The organism is Actinacidiphila sp. bgisy160 (genome assembly GCF_965342435.1).
Lineage (GTDB): Bacteria > Actinomycetota > Actinomycetes > Streptomycetales > Streptomycetaceae > Actinacidiphila.
This window is the reverse complement of sequence record NZ_CBDRCM010000024.1, coordinates 44,886-59,412: the sequence shown is the minus strand read 5'-3', so window position 1 is coordinate 59,412 and position 14,527 is coordinate 44,886. Positions and strand designations below refer to the sequence as shown.

The 14,527-nt window shown below is 73.6% G+C and carries 16 protein-coding genes and 1 pseudogene; 9 read left to right on the top strand and 8 right to left on the bottom strand.

Annotation, left to right across the window (positions count from 1 at the left end; translation table 11 throughout):
* Positions 1-66: 66 nt before the first annotated feature.
* Both ACRWNP_RS20060 and ACRWNP_RS20055 read left to right on the top strand, forming a co-directional pair.
* Entirely contained in the window at positions 67-513 is a 447-nt protein-coding gene (locus tag ACRWNP_RS20060; RefSeq protein WP_431963221.1) for an ADP-ribosylglycohydrolase family protein, read from the top strand.
* 79 nt (positions 514-592) lie between these two features.
* Positions 593-1,882 (top strand): glucarate dehydratase family protein, encoded by a 1,290-nt coding sequence (locus ACRWNP_RS20055; protein WP_431963219.1) that lies wholly within the window; start codon positions 593-595, stop codon positions 1,880-1,882.
* A gap of 12 nt (positions 1,883-1,894) precedes the next feature.
* On the opposite strand, the gene ACRWNP_RS20050 is transcribed toward ACRWNP_RS20055, so the two are convergent.
* From ACRWNP_RS20050 to ACRWNP_RS20040, 3 genes are all read right to left on the bottom strand, one after another.
* A complete protein-coding gene (locus ACRWNP_RS20050; RefSeq protein ID WP_431963217.1) occupies positions 1,895-2,815 on the bottom strand; it encodes an MBL fold metallo-hydrolase in 921 nt (306 codons plus the stop codon).
* A gap of 75 nt (positions 2,816-2,890) precedes the next feature.
* Positions 2,891-4,294: a GntP family permease gene (locus ACRWNP_RS20045; RefSeq protein WP_431963215.1), complete on the bottom strand. Its 1,404-nt coding sequence runs from the start codon at positions 4,292-4,294 to the stop codon at positions 2,891-2,893.
* Between the two features lie 39 nt (positions 4,295-4,333).
* On the bottom strand, positions 4,334-4,855 hold the full coding sequence (locus tag ACRWNP_RS20040) for a gluconokinase (protein WP_431963213.1): 522 nt from the start codon (positions 4,853-4,855) through the stop codon (positions 4,334-4,336).
* A gap of 113 nt (positions 4,856-4,968) precedes the next feature.
* On the opposite strand from ACRWNP_RS20040, the gene ACRWNP_RS20035 reads away from it, so the two are divergent.
* Positions 4,969-5,676 carry a FadR/GntR family transcriptional regulator gene (locus ACRWNP_RS20035; protein ID WP_431963211.1) on the top strand — a complete coding sequence of 236 codons (708 nt, stop codon included), beginning with the start codon at positions 4,969-4,971 and terminating at the stop codon, positions 5,674-5,676.
* Between the two features lie 53 nt (positions 5,677-5,729).
* Here the strand turns inward: ACRWNP_RS20035 and ACRWNP_RS20030 are convergent, their stop codons facing one another.
* The gene (locus ACRWNP_RS20030; protein WP_431963209.1) at positions 5,730-6,266 is read right to left on the bottom strand and encodes an AAA family ATPase; all 537 of its coding nucleotides are present in this window, start codon (positions 6,264-6,266) and stop codon (positions 5,730-5,732) included.
* Positions 6,267-6,421: 155 nt separating this feature from the next.
* Here ACRWNP_RS20030 and ACRWNP_RS20025 point away from each other — a divergent pair, with 155 nt between their 5' ends.
* On the top strand, positions 6,422-7,381 hold the full coding sequence (locus ACRWNP_RS20025; protein WP_431963207.1) for a hypothetical protein: 960 nt from the start codon (positions 6,422-6,424) through the stop codon (positions 7,379-7,381).
* On the opposite strand, the gene ACRWNP_RS20020 is transcribed toward ACRWNP_RS20025, so the two are convergent.
* From ACRWNP_RS20020 to ACRWNP_RS20010, 3 genes are all read right to left on the bottom strand, one after another.
* Positions 7,378-7,836, bottom strand: coding sequence for a MarR family winged helix-turn-helix transcriptional regulator (locus ACRWNP_RS20020; RefSeq protein ID WP_431963205.1), 459 nt, complete (start codon positions 7,834-7,836; stop codon positions 7,378-7,380). The two genes, ACRWNP_RS20025 and ACRWNP_RS20020, sit on opposite strands and share 4 nt — an antisense overlap.
* A gap of 106 nt (positions 7,837-7,942) precedes the next feature.
* A complete protein-coding gene (locus tag ACRWNP_RS20015) occupies positions 7,943-8,278 on the bottom strand; it encodes a DUF202 domain-containing protein (protein WP_431963203.1) in 336 nt (111 codons plus the stop codon).
* The gene (locus tag ACRWNP_RS20010; RefSeq protein ID WP_431963294.1) at positions 8,278-8,670 is read right to left on the bottom strand and encodes a YidH family protein; all 393 of its coding nucleotides are present in this window, start codon (positions 8,668-8,670) and stop codon (positions 8,278-8,280) included. Before ACRWNP_RS20010 ends, ACRWNP_RS20015 begins: the two co-directional genes overlap by 1 nt.
* Positions 8,671-8,781: 111 nt before the next feature.
* Between ACRWNP_RS20010 and ACRWNP_RS20005 the strand changes: the two genes are divergently transcribed.
* Complete coding sequence (locus ACRWNP_RS20005; protein ID WP_431963201.1) at positions 8,782-9,357, top strand: TetR/AcrR family transcriptional regulator; 576 nt, start codon at positions 8,782-8,784, stop codon at positions 9,355-9,357.
* A gap of 74 nt (positions 9,358-9,431) precedes the next feature.
* Positions 9,432-10,100 (top strand): annotated as a pseudogene (locus ACRWNP_RS20000) (DUF817 domain-containing protein); the annotation flags it as partial.
* Positions 10,101-10,152: 52 nt separating this feature from the next.
* Here ACRWNP_RS20000 and ACRWNP_RS19995 read toward each other — a convergent pair.
* Positions 10,153-10,689, bottom strand: a complete 537-nt coding sequence (locus tag ACRWNP_RS19995) for an NUDIX hydrolase (RefSeq protein WP_431963199.1) — start codon at positions 10,687-10,689, stop codon at positions 10,153-10,155.
* 314 nt (positions 10,690-11,003) lie between these two features.
* On the opposite strand from ACRWNP_RS19995, the gene ACRWNP_RS19990 reads away from it, so the two are divergent.
* The 3 genes from ACRWNP_RS19990 to ACRWNP_RS19980 all read left to right on the top strand — a co-directional run bounded on the left by ACRWNP_RS19990 (position 11,004) and on the right by ACRWNP_RS19980 (position 14,520).
* Positions 11,004-11,150 carry a hypothetical protein gene (locus ACRWNP_RS19990; protein ID WP_431963197.1) on the top strand — a complete coding sequence of 49 codons (147 nt, stop codon included), beginning with the start codon at positions 11,004-11,006 and terminating at the stop codon, positions 11,148-11,150.
* A 193-nt stretch (positions 11,151-11,343) separates the two neighbouring features.
* On the top strand, positions 11,344-12,705 hold the full coding sequence (locus ACRWNP_RS19985) for an NAD(P)/FAD-dependent oxidoreductase (RefSeq protein WP_431963195.1): 1,362 nt from the start codon (positions 11,344-11,346) through the stop codon (positions 12,703-12,705).
* Between the two features lie 57 nt (positions 12,706-12,762).
* Entirely contained in the window at positions 12,763-14,520 is a 1,758-nt protein-coding gene (locus ACRWNP_RS19980) for an acyclic terpene utilization AtuA family protein (RefSeq protein ID WP_431963193.1), read from the top strand.
* The last annotated feature ends 7 nt before the right edge of the window (positions 14,521-14,527 follow it).

The window sequence follows — 14,527 nt, the reverse complement described above, 5'->3', positions numbered from 1 at the left end:
TCCGCCTGCGGTCCGCCCGAGCGAAAGGCGGGTGTCCGGCCTTCCCGCCGCTGCGAGACTGACGCCATGATCCCGCCCGCCGCCCTCGACTCGCTGTACGGACCGGCGCATGGCGGCGCCTTCGGCGATCGCTGGTTCTTCACCTCGCGCGAGGAACGGGAAGGCGCCATCGCGCACCGGATCACCCCCGGGGACGTTCCCTGGTACTGGACCGACGACACCGCCCAGGCCCTGGCGCCCTTCGGGCACCTCGCGGCGAACGGCGTATCCGTCCGGCAGGACGCCCTCGCGGCCGGCCTCGCCGGGGCCTACGCCGCCGATCCGTACCGCGAGTACGGCCCCTCCATGCACGACGTCCTGCGCCGCATCGGCGCAACCACCTGTGCCATCGCCGCCCGCACCGGTGTCGCCGATCTGCCGCCCACCTGGCGCGCGGCCTTGGAGCCGCTTACCGGCTGGGTCCCGGCGCCACCCGGTGGACCGGCGTGGCGCCGCCGACCTGCGCGTTCTTGACGGGCATCCGGACGCCACCTAAGGTCGCGTTCTGGTGGACGTACGGAATTCACATACATGAACCGAGGGGTGGCGTGCAGTGACACCGCAGAGGGACCTGACGATCACCGGGGTGCGCCTCACCCCCGTCCTCATCTCCGACCCGCCGCTGCTCAACACCCAAGGCGTGCACCAGCCCTACACCCCGCGCCTGATCGTCGAGGTGACCACCGCGGGCGGCGTGAGCGGCGTCGGGGAGACCTACGGCGACACCCGCTACCTGGAACTCGCGCGACCGCTGGCGGAGGCCCTGCCCGGCTGCCGGGTCGACGACCTGAACAATCTGCCGTCCCTCGCGACGCTGGTGTGCGCGCCCCCCGAGGAGACCTCCGACGCGGTGGACGCCGGTGGCCTGCGCGGCGTCCAGACCGCCGACAAGCTGTTGCTCTCGGTGGTCTCGGCCTTCGAGGTGGCCTGCCTGGACGCCCTCGGCAAGGCGCTCGGGCTGCCCGTGCACGCCCTGCTCGGCGGGAAGGTCCGCGACACGGTCGACTACAGCGCCTACCTCTTCTACCGCTGGGCGGAGCACCCCGGAGGCCAGGGGCCCAGGGACGACTGGGGCGCCGCGCTGGACCCGGCCGGGGTGGTCGCGCAGGCCCGCAGGCTGGTGCGCGAGCACGGCTTCACCTCGTTCAAGCTGAAGGGCGGGGTGTTCGCGCCGGAGGAGGAGATCGCCGCCGTACGCGCCCTGGCCGAGTCGTTCCCCGAGCAGGCGCTGCGGCTGGACCCCAACGGCGCCTGGTCGGTGGAGACCTCGCTGCACGTGGCGCGCGAGCTCGGCGACGTCCTGGAGTACCTGGAGGACCCGGCCGCGGGCACCGCCGCGATGGCCGAGGTGTCCGCCGGCACCGACGTTCCGCTCGCCACCAACATGTGCGTGACGACCTTCCCCGAGATCGCCGAGGCCTTCGCCAAGGACGCGGTCCAGATCGTGCTCTCCGACCACCACTACTGGGGCGGGCTGCGTAACACCCGCGAACTGGCCGCGATCTGCCGGACCTTCGGCGTCGGCCTGTCGATGCACTCCAACACCCACCTGGGCATCAGCCTGGCCGCCATGACCCATGTCGCCGCCACCGTGCCCGGCCTGCACCACGCCTGCGATTCGCACTACCCCTGGCAGACCGAGGACGTCATCACCCGCCGCCACGAGTTCCGCGGCGGGCGGCTGCCCGTCTCCGACGCCCCCGGCCTCGGGGTCGAGCTGGACCGTACGGCACTGGACGTGCTGCACCGGCGCTGGCTGGAGGACGACGGCACCTTCCACGTGCGCGACGACGCCGCCGCCATGCGCAAGGCCGAGCCCGGCTGGGTCACCCGTCGCTGGTGACCCGGGCCGGCCTCAGGCCAGGCACTCCGGGATCCGGCCGCCGTTCAGCACGGCCATGTCGGTGATCACGGGCGGCAGGTCCAGCGGCGAGCCGAGCGGCAGGCCGTCCAGTTCCGCGTACGCGCGGTGCAGATTGGCGACCAGCCGCTCCGGCTCGCGCAGCGCAGCGAACTCGCCGAGGTCGGCCGCCCGCGCCACCTCCATCGGCGTCCGACCCGCCTTGTGGCCCTCGGCCGCCAGCTCGGCCACGAACCGCAGGTAGCCCTCGACGGTGGCGTACACCGAGGGGTCGCAGATGCCGCCGTGCCCGGGTACGACGACCTCGGCGTCGAGCGAGCGCAACACCTCCAGGGCGCGCAACGAGCCTTCGAGCGAGCCCATGGGGACGAACGGCGCGCCTCCGTTGAAGACCAGGTCGCCGGTGAAGACGACCTTGCGCCCCGGGAGCCAGACGATCGTGTCGCCGAGGGTGTGGGCCACCCCGGGGTGCAGGAGCTGCACCTCCTCCTCGCCGACGTGGAGGGTCAGCCGGTCCTCGTAGGTGACCGTCGCCGGGATCACCGGCACCTCGCCGTACTCCACGTCCGGCCAGATCGCGTGCAGCTGGTGGCCGGCCGCGACCTGCTCGGAGACGCACGCGGAGTGCCCGATGATCCGGGCCTCCTCCGCGAAGACGCTGTTGCCGTAGGTGTGGTCACCGTGGTGGTGGGTGTTGACCACGTGCGCGGGCATCGGCGCGCCGGAGGCGACGAGCGCGTCGCGCAGCATCAGGGCCCGGCGCTCGGTGGCGGCGGTGTCGATCAGCAGCGTCGTGTTCCCGTCGGTCACCCAGCCCGCGTTGTTGAGGCACCAGCCTCCGTCCGGCTGGACGTAGGCGTGGACCCCGGGAGCCACTTCCTCGGCGAACGGGTGCTCGGTGTGCAGCTGTGACATTTCGACGCCCTTCCCTGGTCAGACGCATGGAACGTACCAGGAAAGGGCGTACGCGCGGCGACGCGGGGGCGTCGCCTACAAGACGAGCGAGAGCAGCAGGACGAAGACGATCCCGACGACGGAGATCACGGTCTCCATGGCGGACCAGGACTTCAGGGTCTGCGGGACGTTCATCCCGAAGTACTCCTTCACCAGCCAGAAGCCCGCGTCGTTGACGTGCGAGAAGAACAGCGAGCCGGCGCCGACGGCGAGCACCAGCAGCGCGGCGTGCGTCGAGGTCATGCCCTCGGCCAGCGGCGCGACCAGACCCGCGGCGGAGATGGTGGCCACGGTGGCGGAGCCGGTCGCGACCCGGATGAGGACGGCGATCAGCCAGGCCAGCAGCAGCGGCGAGATGTTCCAGCCGTCCGACCAGTTCAGGATCATGTTGCCGATGCCGGCGTCGATGAGGGTCTGCTTGAAGCCGCCGCCCGCGCCGACGATCAGCAGGATGGCGGCGATCGGGCCGAGCGACCTCTCCACCGTCGTGGAGATCCGCTCCTTGGTGAAGCCGGCCGCCCGTCCCAGGGTGAACATGCCCAGGACCACGGCGGACAACAGGGCGACCAGCGGCGAGCCGATGACGTCGAAGATCCGGAAGACCAGGCCGCCCTGGTCGTCGACGAGGACGTCCACCAGCGCCTTGCCGAGCATCAGCACCACCGGCAGCAGCATCGTGGCCACGGTGGGGGTGAAGCCCGGACGCTTCTCCAGGTCGTCCGAGGCCCGGGTGGGGGTGAGGTGGTCGGGCGGGGTGACCTTCACCCAGCGGTCGGCGAACCGCCCGAAGAGCGGGCCGGCTATCGCCACGGTGGGCAGGGCGACGAGCACGCCGAGCGCGAGAGTGGTGCCCAGGTCCGCGTGGATGGAGTCGATCGCGGCGAGCGGGCCGGGGTGCGGCGGCACCAGGCCGTGCATCACGGACAGACCGGCCAGCGCCGGGACGCCGATCCGGATCAGCGAGTGGTTGCCGCGCCGGGCCACCAGCAGCACGACCGGGATCAGCAGCACGATGCCGACCTCGAAGAAGAGCGGCAGCCCGATCAGGCCCGCGATGAGCGCCATCGCCCACGGCAGCCGGCGTTCGCTCGTCCTGGCGAGGATCGTGTCGACGATCTGGTCGGCGCCGCCGGAGTCGGCGAGGAGCTTGCCGAGGATCGCGCCGAGCGCGATGAGGACGCCCACACTCGCGACGGTCGCGCCGAGGCCGGTGGTGAAACTGGCGATGGTCTTGGCGAGGGGGGCGCCCGCGACGGCACCGAGGACTCCGGTGCCGATGGTGAGGGCGAGGAAGGCGTGCATCTTCCAGCGGGTGATCAGCAGGACGATCACCGCGATGCCGGCGAGCGCGGCGAGGGCGAGCTGGGTGTCGCCCGCGCTGGTGATCGGTTCCGTCGCCGCCGGGGCCGCGGCCAGCAACTCGGCGCTGAGTGCAGACACGTTCTACTCCGTGGGGGGGGAGGGAAGGGGGAAGGGGGCTCAGTGGGGGAGCGCGCCCAGGGCGCGCTCGGCGATCTGCTGGGGGCTGCCGTCGATCGGCACGACCGCGCCGGCCTCGTCGGGCTCCAGCGCTTCGAGCGCCTCGAACTGGGAGTGCAGCAGGCCCGCGGGCATGAAGTGCTGCATCCGCACCGCCAGGCGCGTGGCGATCAGTTCCTCGGAGCCGTGGAGGTGGACGAAGAACAGCCCGGGGGTGTCCCGGCGCAGCCGGTCGCGGTAACGGCGCCGCAGCGCCGAGCAGCTGACCACGCCGCCGCGGTCGCCGCGCCCGACGATCCACGCCGCGATGGCGTCCAGCCAGGGCGCGCGGTCCTCGTCGTCCAGCGGGTGCCCGGCCGACATCTTGGCGATGTTGGCGGGCGGGTGGAAGTCGTCCGCCTCGGCGTACGGAACGCCCAGCCGCTCGGCGAGCAGCCCCCCGACGGTGGACTTGCCCGAGCCGGAGACGCCCATCACCACCACCAGGGGGAGATGCGGGCCTTCCTGGCCTGCCTCGGTCATCACAGGTACCTCCTCGTCCGCGTGACCGCCCCAGGAAACGCCATAGGTACTACTTATTCAAGGGTTCGAAATCAAATCGTCATACGAGGCCGTTCCCGCATAGGCTGTCGCCCATGGATCGGCAGGGAGAGCACGGCGGCCTGCACGCCCGTGTCTTGGCGGAACTCGGCCCCGCCATCGCCTCGGGCGCGCACCCGCCCGGCACCGTGCTGCGCATCGACGAGCTGGAGCGGCAGTACGGTGTCTCGCGCACCGTCGTCCGCGAGGCCGTACGCGTCCTGGAGGCCATGCACCTCGTCGAGTCGCGGCGCCGGGTCGGCATCACGGTGCGCCGCACCGAGGAGTGGAACGTCTTCGACCCGGCCGTCATCCGCTGGCGGCTCGCCGGCGCGGACCGGCCCCGGCAGCTGCGCTCGCTCACCATGCTCCGCACCGCGGTCGAGCCCGTCGCCGCCGGTCTGGCGGCGGCCGCCGCGACCCCCGGGCAGTGCCGCGAACTGACCGTCCTCGCCGCCGAGATGGCCGCGGCCGGACGGGCCGCCGACCTCGACGAGTACCTGGTGCACGACGTGGCCTTCCACCGCGTGATGCTCGCCGCGTCCGGCAACGAGATGTTCGCCCGCCTCGGCGACGTCGTCGCGGAGGTGCTCACCGGGCGCACCGAGCACCACGTCATGTTCAGCGCCCCCGACCCGGAGGCGGTCACCCTCCACGTCCGCGTCGCCGAGGCCGTCCGTGCCCGCGACGCGGAGGCCGCGGAGCGCCTGATGCGCGAGATCTGCGTCGGCGCGCTGCGCGAACTGGACGTCCTGGCCCCCTGACCCCCCTGCCGTGCGGCCGCGCCGTACCGGGTGCGGGGGCGGGGGTCACGGGGTCAGCCGGTGGGGCCGGCGTGGCGGAGAATCACGTCCACGGTCTCCTGCGGGGTCTGGCGGGAGGTGTCCAGCCAGAGGCCGATCCGCGGGGTGCCCGCGCGCAGAGCCCGGTCGAGGTCGGCGGGGGTCCACGCGCCGTAGGCCCGCTTGGTCCGGCCCGCCTCGCGGGCGGCGATCGTCTCCGGGGAGGGGACGAGGACCACGACGTGCAGCGGTCGGGTGCGCAACAGGGCGATCGTGCGCGGCAGTTCGTCGCCGAGGATGACGTCCTGCAGAACGGGGGTGAACCCGGACGCCGCGTACGCGTCCGCGCTGGCCGCCGCCAGGGTGTGCCGGAGCCGCAGTTGCCGCAGAGCCTCCTCGGTCAGGCCCGCGACGTCCCCCGAGCCGTCGCCGGGCAGTGCCTCGGCCCGCCCGCCGACGATCATCCGCCGGAACGTGTCGCCCCGGACGTGCGCCGAGCGGGGCAGCCGCTCGGCCAGCGCCTGCGCCACGGTCGACTTCCCCGACGCGGGGATCCCGGTGATCAGGAACATCGCTCGCACCTCACCGCCGTGTGCCCTTTCCCTCACCCCGCCGGGTGCCGCGTGGCACCCAGGGCGACTCTATGTTCGAGACACGTCGAGCGGAACGTTTCGGCGGACCGAAATCCAGGTGACCGCTGCGGAGTTGGGGTGGTGCACTGGGGGTCATGACCGCCGCGCCGGACGCCCCGCCTCCCCAGCCGTACCGCTGGGCGCTGACGCGTGCCCGCGGCGGTGCGCCGCCGGACCGGCTCGGCACCCTGACCGAGGGCGCCGCGCGCCCAGACCTGTGGTACCTGCCCGAACTGACCGCGTGCACGGGGTTGGTGCTCGCCCGCTCGGGCGGCGCCGACCTCTGCTTCGTCGGACGCTCCCTGGACAGCATGTACGACCTTCTGACCGGTGCCTTCGAGGGCTCGTCCCGGGAGGGCGGCCTGCTGCGCCTGCCGCTGTCGCTGCGCCTGCGCCCGGAGCCGGAGCCCGCCCACACCGCCCGGCTGCGCGAGCACCTCGCCGCGGCCGGGCTCGCGCCGCACGCCCTGGCCCGTCGTAGCCGCCCGGTGGCCCTGGTCGACCTGGTCTCCGAGGGCGGCACCTATGACACGCTGTTCGCCGCCCTCGCCGCATGGGTGCGCGAGAGCCGCGAGCCGTGGCCGGTGATCCGCCGCAAACTGCGCTTCGTCGGAGTGACGGCCCGCCGGCGGACCAGCCCCCACACCTGGCGCTGGCAGCAGCACACGACGGGCGGCTGGGCCCGCGCCCTGCCGGCCGGGCACGTCGTCGGGGTGTCCCTGCACCCGTGGGTGTGGTCGTACTTCGGGAACGAGCAGGCCAAGCTGCAGCCGTCCTTCCCGCCGCCGCGCTGGTTCGACGCGTACGCCGCGGAGCCCTGGCACGGCCCGGACCTCCCCGCGGCGCTGGCCGAGTCGCTGGCACTGGTCCGGGCGGGGCGCGGACGGCCGGTGCGCGAGGAGCTGGTGCGGGTGATCGCGCGGGAACCCGGTTTCGCGGACCGCGAGGTCCGCGCCCTCGTCGCCCCGCTGCGCGGCCGGTCGCCGTCGCGGCCGACGTCCCGCTCCCGCCGGCGCTCCGGTTCCCGCGCCCTGCCGGGCCGGCCTTCGCGCTAGCGGTCCTTGCCGCGGGCCTCCATGACCGGGCGGAGCCGCTCCAGCAGCGTGTACAGGGCCGCCTGCTCCGTCTCGTCCAGGCTGTCCAGCGCCCCATGGGTGGCCTGCATCTCGTCGCGGACGCGGCGGATCGTCTCACGCCCGAGGCCGGTGGCGACGACGTTCTTGACCCGGCGGTCGGTGGCGCTCACCTCGCGGCGGACGAAGCCGTGCGCCTCGAGGCGGTCGACGATGCCGGTGACGTTGGACGCATCGCACACCAGCCGCTCGGCGAGGCCCCGCATGGGCACCGGGCCGCCCAGCTGGGCGAGCACCTTGGCCTGCATGGAAGTCAGCCCGTGCCGGGCGGCCGCGGCGGCGAAGTCCTGCCACTGCGCGGTGCCGATGGCGGCGAGCAGTTCCAGCAGCTCGATCTTGGTGGGCTGCGCGGTCGTCGCGGCGGTCGGGGCGCTCATGTCTTCGAGTGTACTCAAAAGCTTGAGATGGTAAATCATTAGCTTGACGACTTCAAGCGTCGGCCCCTCGCGGGGCGCCTCCGGACTTCGCCTCCGTGGCCGGCCCTCAGCGGGGCCCGAGGAAGACCAGCAGCGCTCCCGCGGCGGCCAGGACCAGTACGTACAGCACCGCCCAGGCCGCCGTCCTGGACGTCATCACGGCGGGCCGTGCCGAGCCCAGGGCGGTGATCCGCCGGTGGGTGGTGACGGTGAACGCGAGCCACACCAGCGCGCACAGCGAGAGCCCCAGCAACCCGGCCGGCGACACCCCGCGCAGCACCGCCTCGCGTCCCGCCAGCAGTGCCGCGACCGAGAAGGCCAGCGTGGTGCGCCGCCAGGCCAGCCGGGTCCGCTCCGGTTGCAGGCCCGGGTCCCGCGGTGTGTCCCCGCCCGGGGCGGTCATCAGCCCGCCCACCCCAGCGTCGCCGTGAGCAGCATCGCCACCGCCATCAGGGCCACCAGCACCGCCAGCACGGCGGGGAAGCGGGACACGGGCAGATCCTCCCCGCGTCGCATCGCCCGCTCGCAGCGCACCCAGTGGTTCACCGCGCGGACCGCGCACATCGCGCCGCCGACCACCAGCACCACCGCGAGTGTCACCCGGACCGGCCGGCGCAGGTCCCGGAGGAACTGGTCGACCGCGAAGCCGCCGCCCACCAGTGCGAGCGCGGTGCGCAGCCACGCGAGGAAGGTCCGCTCGTTGGCGAGCGAGAAGCGGTAGTCGGGCGTCGTCCCCTCGGCCCGCACCCGTGCCGGGGTGAACCACAGGGCGACCGCCCCGACCGCGGCCCGCACATGCTTGATCACGGCCCCACAGTATCGAGCGCGGTCCGGCCGGGCGCGCCTTGGGTGGGTCCCGGGGGAGCCGTAGTGTATCAATTGATCCAGAAATGGTAGGCTCGCGCCATGGCGCGCACCAGGGAGTTCGACATCGACCAGGCGCTCGACCGTGCGATGGACCTGTTCTGGCGCCGCGGCTACGCGGCGACGTCGCTCCAGGACCTGCTGGCCGAGCTCTCCATCGGCAGCGGCAGCCTCTACGCCGCCTTCGGCTCCAAGGACAAGCTGTACGCCCGCGCCCTGGAGCGTTACTGCTCCCGGTACGCCGGCGGACTCGTCGAACTCCTGGAGAACGCCGACGAGATCCGCCCCGCCGTCCGCACCGCCCTGACGCAGATGGTCGAGGACGACCTGGCGGACCCGGAACGGGGCTGCCTGCTGGTCAACGCCGCCACGGAGCGCGGCGACGACCCCGGCACCGTGGACCGTGTCACGGTCACCCTGCGCCTGCTGGAGTCCGCCCTCGCGGCGGCCCTGGAGAAGGCGAAGGCCAGGGGGGAGATCTCCGCCGGCAAGGACCCGGTGGAGCTCGCCCGCTTCCTCACCACCTTCGTGCAGGGCCTGCGCGTCGTGGGCCGGGCCCGCCTCGGCCGGGCGTTCGTCGAGGACGCCGTCGGGACCGCCCTGCGCTCCCTCGACTGATCCCGCCGCCTCCCGCCGCCTCCCGCCGCCTCGCGCGCGGAACCGGGGCGGCGGGCGGCGATGTCCCCCTCCCCATGGGACCGATCGTCACCGGCATCCGCAGGCTCGTGCTCTTCGGCTGGACGGAGGCGCGCTGCTGCGCCTTCGCCGTCGCGCTCCTGGCGGGCGTGGCCGGCTCACGGCTGCTGCCACCGCTGCCCGTCGCCCGCTACGACCTGCTGCTGTGCTACGGGGTGGCGCTCAGCGCGCTGTTCTGGGCCTGCGGCTGGGAACGCGGCAGTGACGTCGCGGTCATCGCGGTGTGCCACGCCGTCGGGCTGCTCTTCGAATTCGTCAAGGTGCACCTGGGCTCCTGGAGCTACCCCGAACCCGCGCTGACCAAGTTCGGCGGCGTCCCGCTGTACGGAGGCTTCCTCTACGCCGCCGTCGGCAGCTACGTGTGCGCCGCCTGGCGGCTGTTCGAACTGGGCCTGACCGGTTACCGCCGCCGGGCCATGACGATCCTGGCCGCGGCGGTGTACCTCAACTTCTTCACCCACCACTGGCTGCCCGACGCGCGGTGGCTGCTGGCCGTCGCTCTGCTGTGGGCCACGGCGGGCACCTGGGTGCACTTCACGGTCGACGGGGCGCGCCTGCGGATGCCACTGGCGCTCTCCTTCGTCCTCATCGGCTTCTTCCTCTGGGTCGCGGAGAACGCCGCCACCTACGTCGGCGCCTGGCGCTACCCCGACCAGCAGCACGGCTGGGTGCCGGTCTCCCTCGCCAAGTTCGGCGCCTGGGCGCTGCTGATCAGCGTCACCTTCGTCGTCGCCAGTCGCGCAGCCGCTGCCACGCCTCCAGGCCGTCGGGCACCCATTCCCGCTCCGGCAGGAGGCGTTCCAGTTCCTCCTCCGTCACGAAGCCGTGCCAGGCGACCTCCTCGGCCTGCGGCGACACCGGCGGATCGCAGCGCACCTCGTACACCCGGGACCACCAGGTGTGACCGGCCGCCGCCCCCGTGCCCTCGTACAGGAAGCTGAACAGCGGCGTCGGGCGCGGCAGACCGCACACCCCCAGTTCCTCCTCCGCCTCGCGCAGTGCCGCGTCGTCGTACCGCTCGCCCGCGCCCACCACACCGCCGACGAACATGTCGTGGAGGGAGGGGAAGACCAGCTTCCCCGCGGTGCGGCGGTGCACGAAAACGCGCCCCTCGCCGTCCCTGGCCAGGACGAAGACGCAGCGGTGCCGCAGGCCGCGCGCGGTGGCCTCGCCGCGCGTCGTCCGGCCGACCACCCGGTCCTGCTCGTCCACGATGTCCAGCAGCTCGTCCGCCGAGCGCGGAGCGTCCTGCATGGTGCCTCCCCGTCCGTCCTGGTGCCCATGGTGTCCGTGGGCACATGATCGGCCCCGCGGCGGGTTCCGGCCAAGCTCCCCGGCACCGCTCCCGGCGCCGGCGGACCGCGCACGGAAGCGACGCGTGACGACCGCTCACACGAAGGTGCCGGGCCCGGCGGGATGCCGCCGCCCGGGTCGGTGATCGAACTGCTGCGCGAGCCCCTCGACACGTACGAGCGCGCGCGGCACGACCACGGGGACCTCGTCCGCTTCAGCGCCGGCTTACCGGGTCTGCGCGCCCCCCCCGAGCGCCCGGCAGGTGGCCGGAGTGCGTGCTCGCCCTCGCCGTGCTGCTGCGCGGCCACGCACTGACCGCCCTCGACCAGGACGTCCCGCTCGGCGCCGGCATCACCCTCCAGGCCCGCGGACCGGCCCGCTGCCGCGTCACGTCCCGGGCGGCGGCGCGACCGGCGGGCTGACCCGCGCCCGGACAGCCGGGGCCCGCCCTCCGTGCCCCTTCATTTCCGCACGCCGGGGCCGGTAGCGTGCCGCACGCGGCCGCCGCCGCTCCGTTCGCGCCGCGACGAGGCGTGTGCGAGCGTGGCCGAAGGCGTATCCGCACACGCCGCGGGTAGGGAATCGGGCCCCGAACGGTCCTACGGGAGGCGAGTGATGAAGCGACCCAGGATCCTGGTCGTCGGCGGCGGCTTCGCGGGCATGGAGTGCGCGCACCGGCTGGAACGGCGGCTGAACCACGACGAGGCCGAGATCCACCTGGTCACGCCCTGGAGCCACCAGCTCTACCTGCCCCTGCTGCCGCACGTCGCCGCCGGGGTGCTCACCCCGCAGGCGGTCGCGGTCCCGCTGCGCCGGATGCTGCACCGCACCACCGTCATACCCGGCCGGGCGATCGGGGTCGACCCGGCCGCCAAGGCCGTCGTGATCAAGAAGATCACCGACGAGGAGCTCGTGGAGCCGTACGACTACCTCGTGCTGGCCCCCGGCAGCGTGACCCGCACCTTCGACATCCCGGGCCTCACCAAGCACGGCCGCGGCATGAAGACCCTCGCGGAGGCCGCGTACATCCGCGACCACGTCATCGCGCAACTGGACCTGGCGTCCGCCACCACGGACCAGGCCGAGCGGGAGTCCCGCCTGCAGTTCGTGGTGGTCGGCGGCGGCTACGCGGGCACCGAGACGGCCGCCGTGCTGCAGCGGCTGACGACCGCGGCGGTCAAGCGCTACCCGCGCCTCGACCCGGCCATGATCAAGTGGCACCTGATCGACATCGCGCCCCGCCTGATGCCGGAACTCGGCGAGAAGCTCGGCCTGAAGGCGCTGCAGATCGTCCGCGAGCGCGGCGTGGAGGTCTCGCTCGGCGTCTCCGTCGCCGAGGTCACCCCCGACACCGTCACCTTCACCGACGGCCGCAAGCTGCCGTGCCGCACCCTGATCTGGACCGCCGGCGTCGTGTCCAGCCCGCTGGTGAACACCCTCGGCACCGAGATCGCCCAGGGCCGGCTCGTCACCGACGCCGAGATGCGCGTCCCCGGCGCCGACGGGGTATTCGCCCTCGGCGACTCGGCCGCGGTCCCCGACCTCGCGGTGGGCGGCGACGCGGTCTGCCCGCCCACCGCCCAGCACGCCCTCCGGCAGGGCAAGACCGTCGCCGAGAACGTGGTCGCCACGCTGCACGGCCGCCCCCCGCAGCCCTACCGGCACCGGGACCTCGGGCTCGTGGTGGACCTCGGCGGGATCGAGGCGGTCTCCAAGCCCCTCGGCGTCCCGCTCAGCGGCCTCCCCGCCCAGGTCGTCGCCCGCGGCTACCACCTCGGCGCGCTGCGCACCTTCCCCGCGCGCTTCCGCGCCGCCGCGGGCTGGTTCCTCAACGCCGTCGCCGGCGACGACTTCGTCCGCACCGGGTTCCAGGCCCGCAGGCCGGCCGCGCTGAAGGACTTCGAGGTCACCGACATCTACCTCTCACCGGGGGAGATCCGCCGCCACGTCGAGTCGCTGCGCGCGACGGCCGCCTGAACCCCGCGCACCATCCCCACCCACATCTGAACACCGACACCGCTGACGGCGAGGGACATGACCCAGCGACGTGAGACCCTGCGCATCGCCAACTGCTCCGGCTTCTACGGCGACCGCCTGTCGGCCGCCCGCGAGATGGTCGAGGGCGGCCCGATCGACGTACTGACCGGCGACTACCTCGCCGAGCTGACGATGCTGCTGCTCTGGAAGGCCCGGCAGCGCGACCCCGAGGCCGGCTACGCCCTGTCCTTCCTCGCCCAGATGGGCGACGTCCTGGCCACCTGCCTGGACCGCGGCATCAAGATCGTCGTCAACGCGGGCGGACTCAACCCCGCCGGGCTGGCCGGCAAGCTCCGCGAGCTGGCCGCCCTGGCGGGTCTGAACCCCTCCGTCGCCCACCTGGAGGGCGACGACCTGCTCGACCGGCTGCCCGAACTCCAGCGTGAGGGCCACCCGTTCGCCCACCTGGCCGGCGGTCTCCCGCTCGCCGACGCCGGCGTGCGCCCGCTCACCGCCAACGCCTACCTCGGCGCCTGGGGCATCACCGAGGCCCTGCGCGCCGGGGCCGACGTCGTCATCTGCGGCCGCGTCACCGACGCCTCCCTGGTGGTCGGTCCCGCCGCCTGGGCCTTCGACTGGGCCACCGACGCCTGGGACCGGCTCGCCGGCGCGGTCACCGCCGGGCACATCATCGAGTGCGGGGCCCAGGCCACGGGCGGCAACTACTCCTTCTTCACCGAGATCCAACGGCCCGTGCGCCCCGGCTTCCCCATCGCCGAGCTGCGGCCCGACGGCTCCGCCGTCATCACCAAGCACCAGGACACCGGGGGAGCGGTCACCGTCGACACCGTCACCGCCCAGCTGCTGTACGAGATCGACCGCCCCTCCTACCTCAACCCCGACGTCGTCGCCCGCTTCGACACCGTGACCCTGGAGCAGGAGGGGCCCGACCGGGTCCTGGTCAGCGGCGCCCGCGGCGAGCCCGCCCCCGACACCCTCAAGGTCTGCCTCAACCACTTCGGCGGCTACCGGAATTCGGCCACCTTCGTGCTCACCGGGCCCGACATCGAGGCCAAGGCCCGGTTCGCCGAGGCGTCCCTGCTCGACGCGACCGGCGGCCCGTCCGGCTTCGAGACGTACGACGTCCGCACCGAGCCCACCGCCACCGGCGCCCGGCTCACCCTCACGGTCAAGGACCCCGACAAGGACAAGGTCGGCCGCTCCCTGTTCGGCGCCGTCGTCGGCACGGGCCTGTCCACCGCACCCGGGCTGCACATGGAGCACTTCTCGCCACGGCCGACGGAGTACGGCGTCCACTGGCCGGCCCTCGTCCCCGCCGCGGTCGTCCACCCCGAGGTCGTGCTGCACGACGGCACCCGCATCCCCGTCCCGCGCCCGCCCGTCACGTCGGTGCGCGTCCCCGCGCAGTCCCCGGCCCCGCCCGCCCGCCCCGCGGGCGGCCCCACCGTGCGCGCACCGCTGGGCCTGCTCGTCGGCGCCCGCTCCGGCGACAAGGGCGGCGACGCCAACGTCGGATTGTGGACCCGCGACGACGCCGCCTACACCTGGCTGCGCGCGTGGCTGGACGTCGAACGGCTGCGTGCCCTGCTGCCGGAGACCACCAAGCTCCCCGTCAGCCGCTACGAACTGCCCAACCTGCGCGCCCTGAACTTCGTCGTCCACGGCCTGCTCGGCGACGGCGTCGCCGCCTCCACCCGCCCCGACCCCCAGGCCAAGGGGCTGGGCGAGTACCTGCGCGGGCTGGAGGCCGACATCCCCGCGGTGCTCGTCCCCGGGCAGCGCCGCGAGGCATGATCGCGCC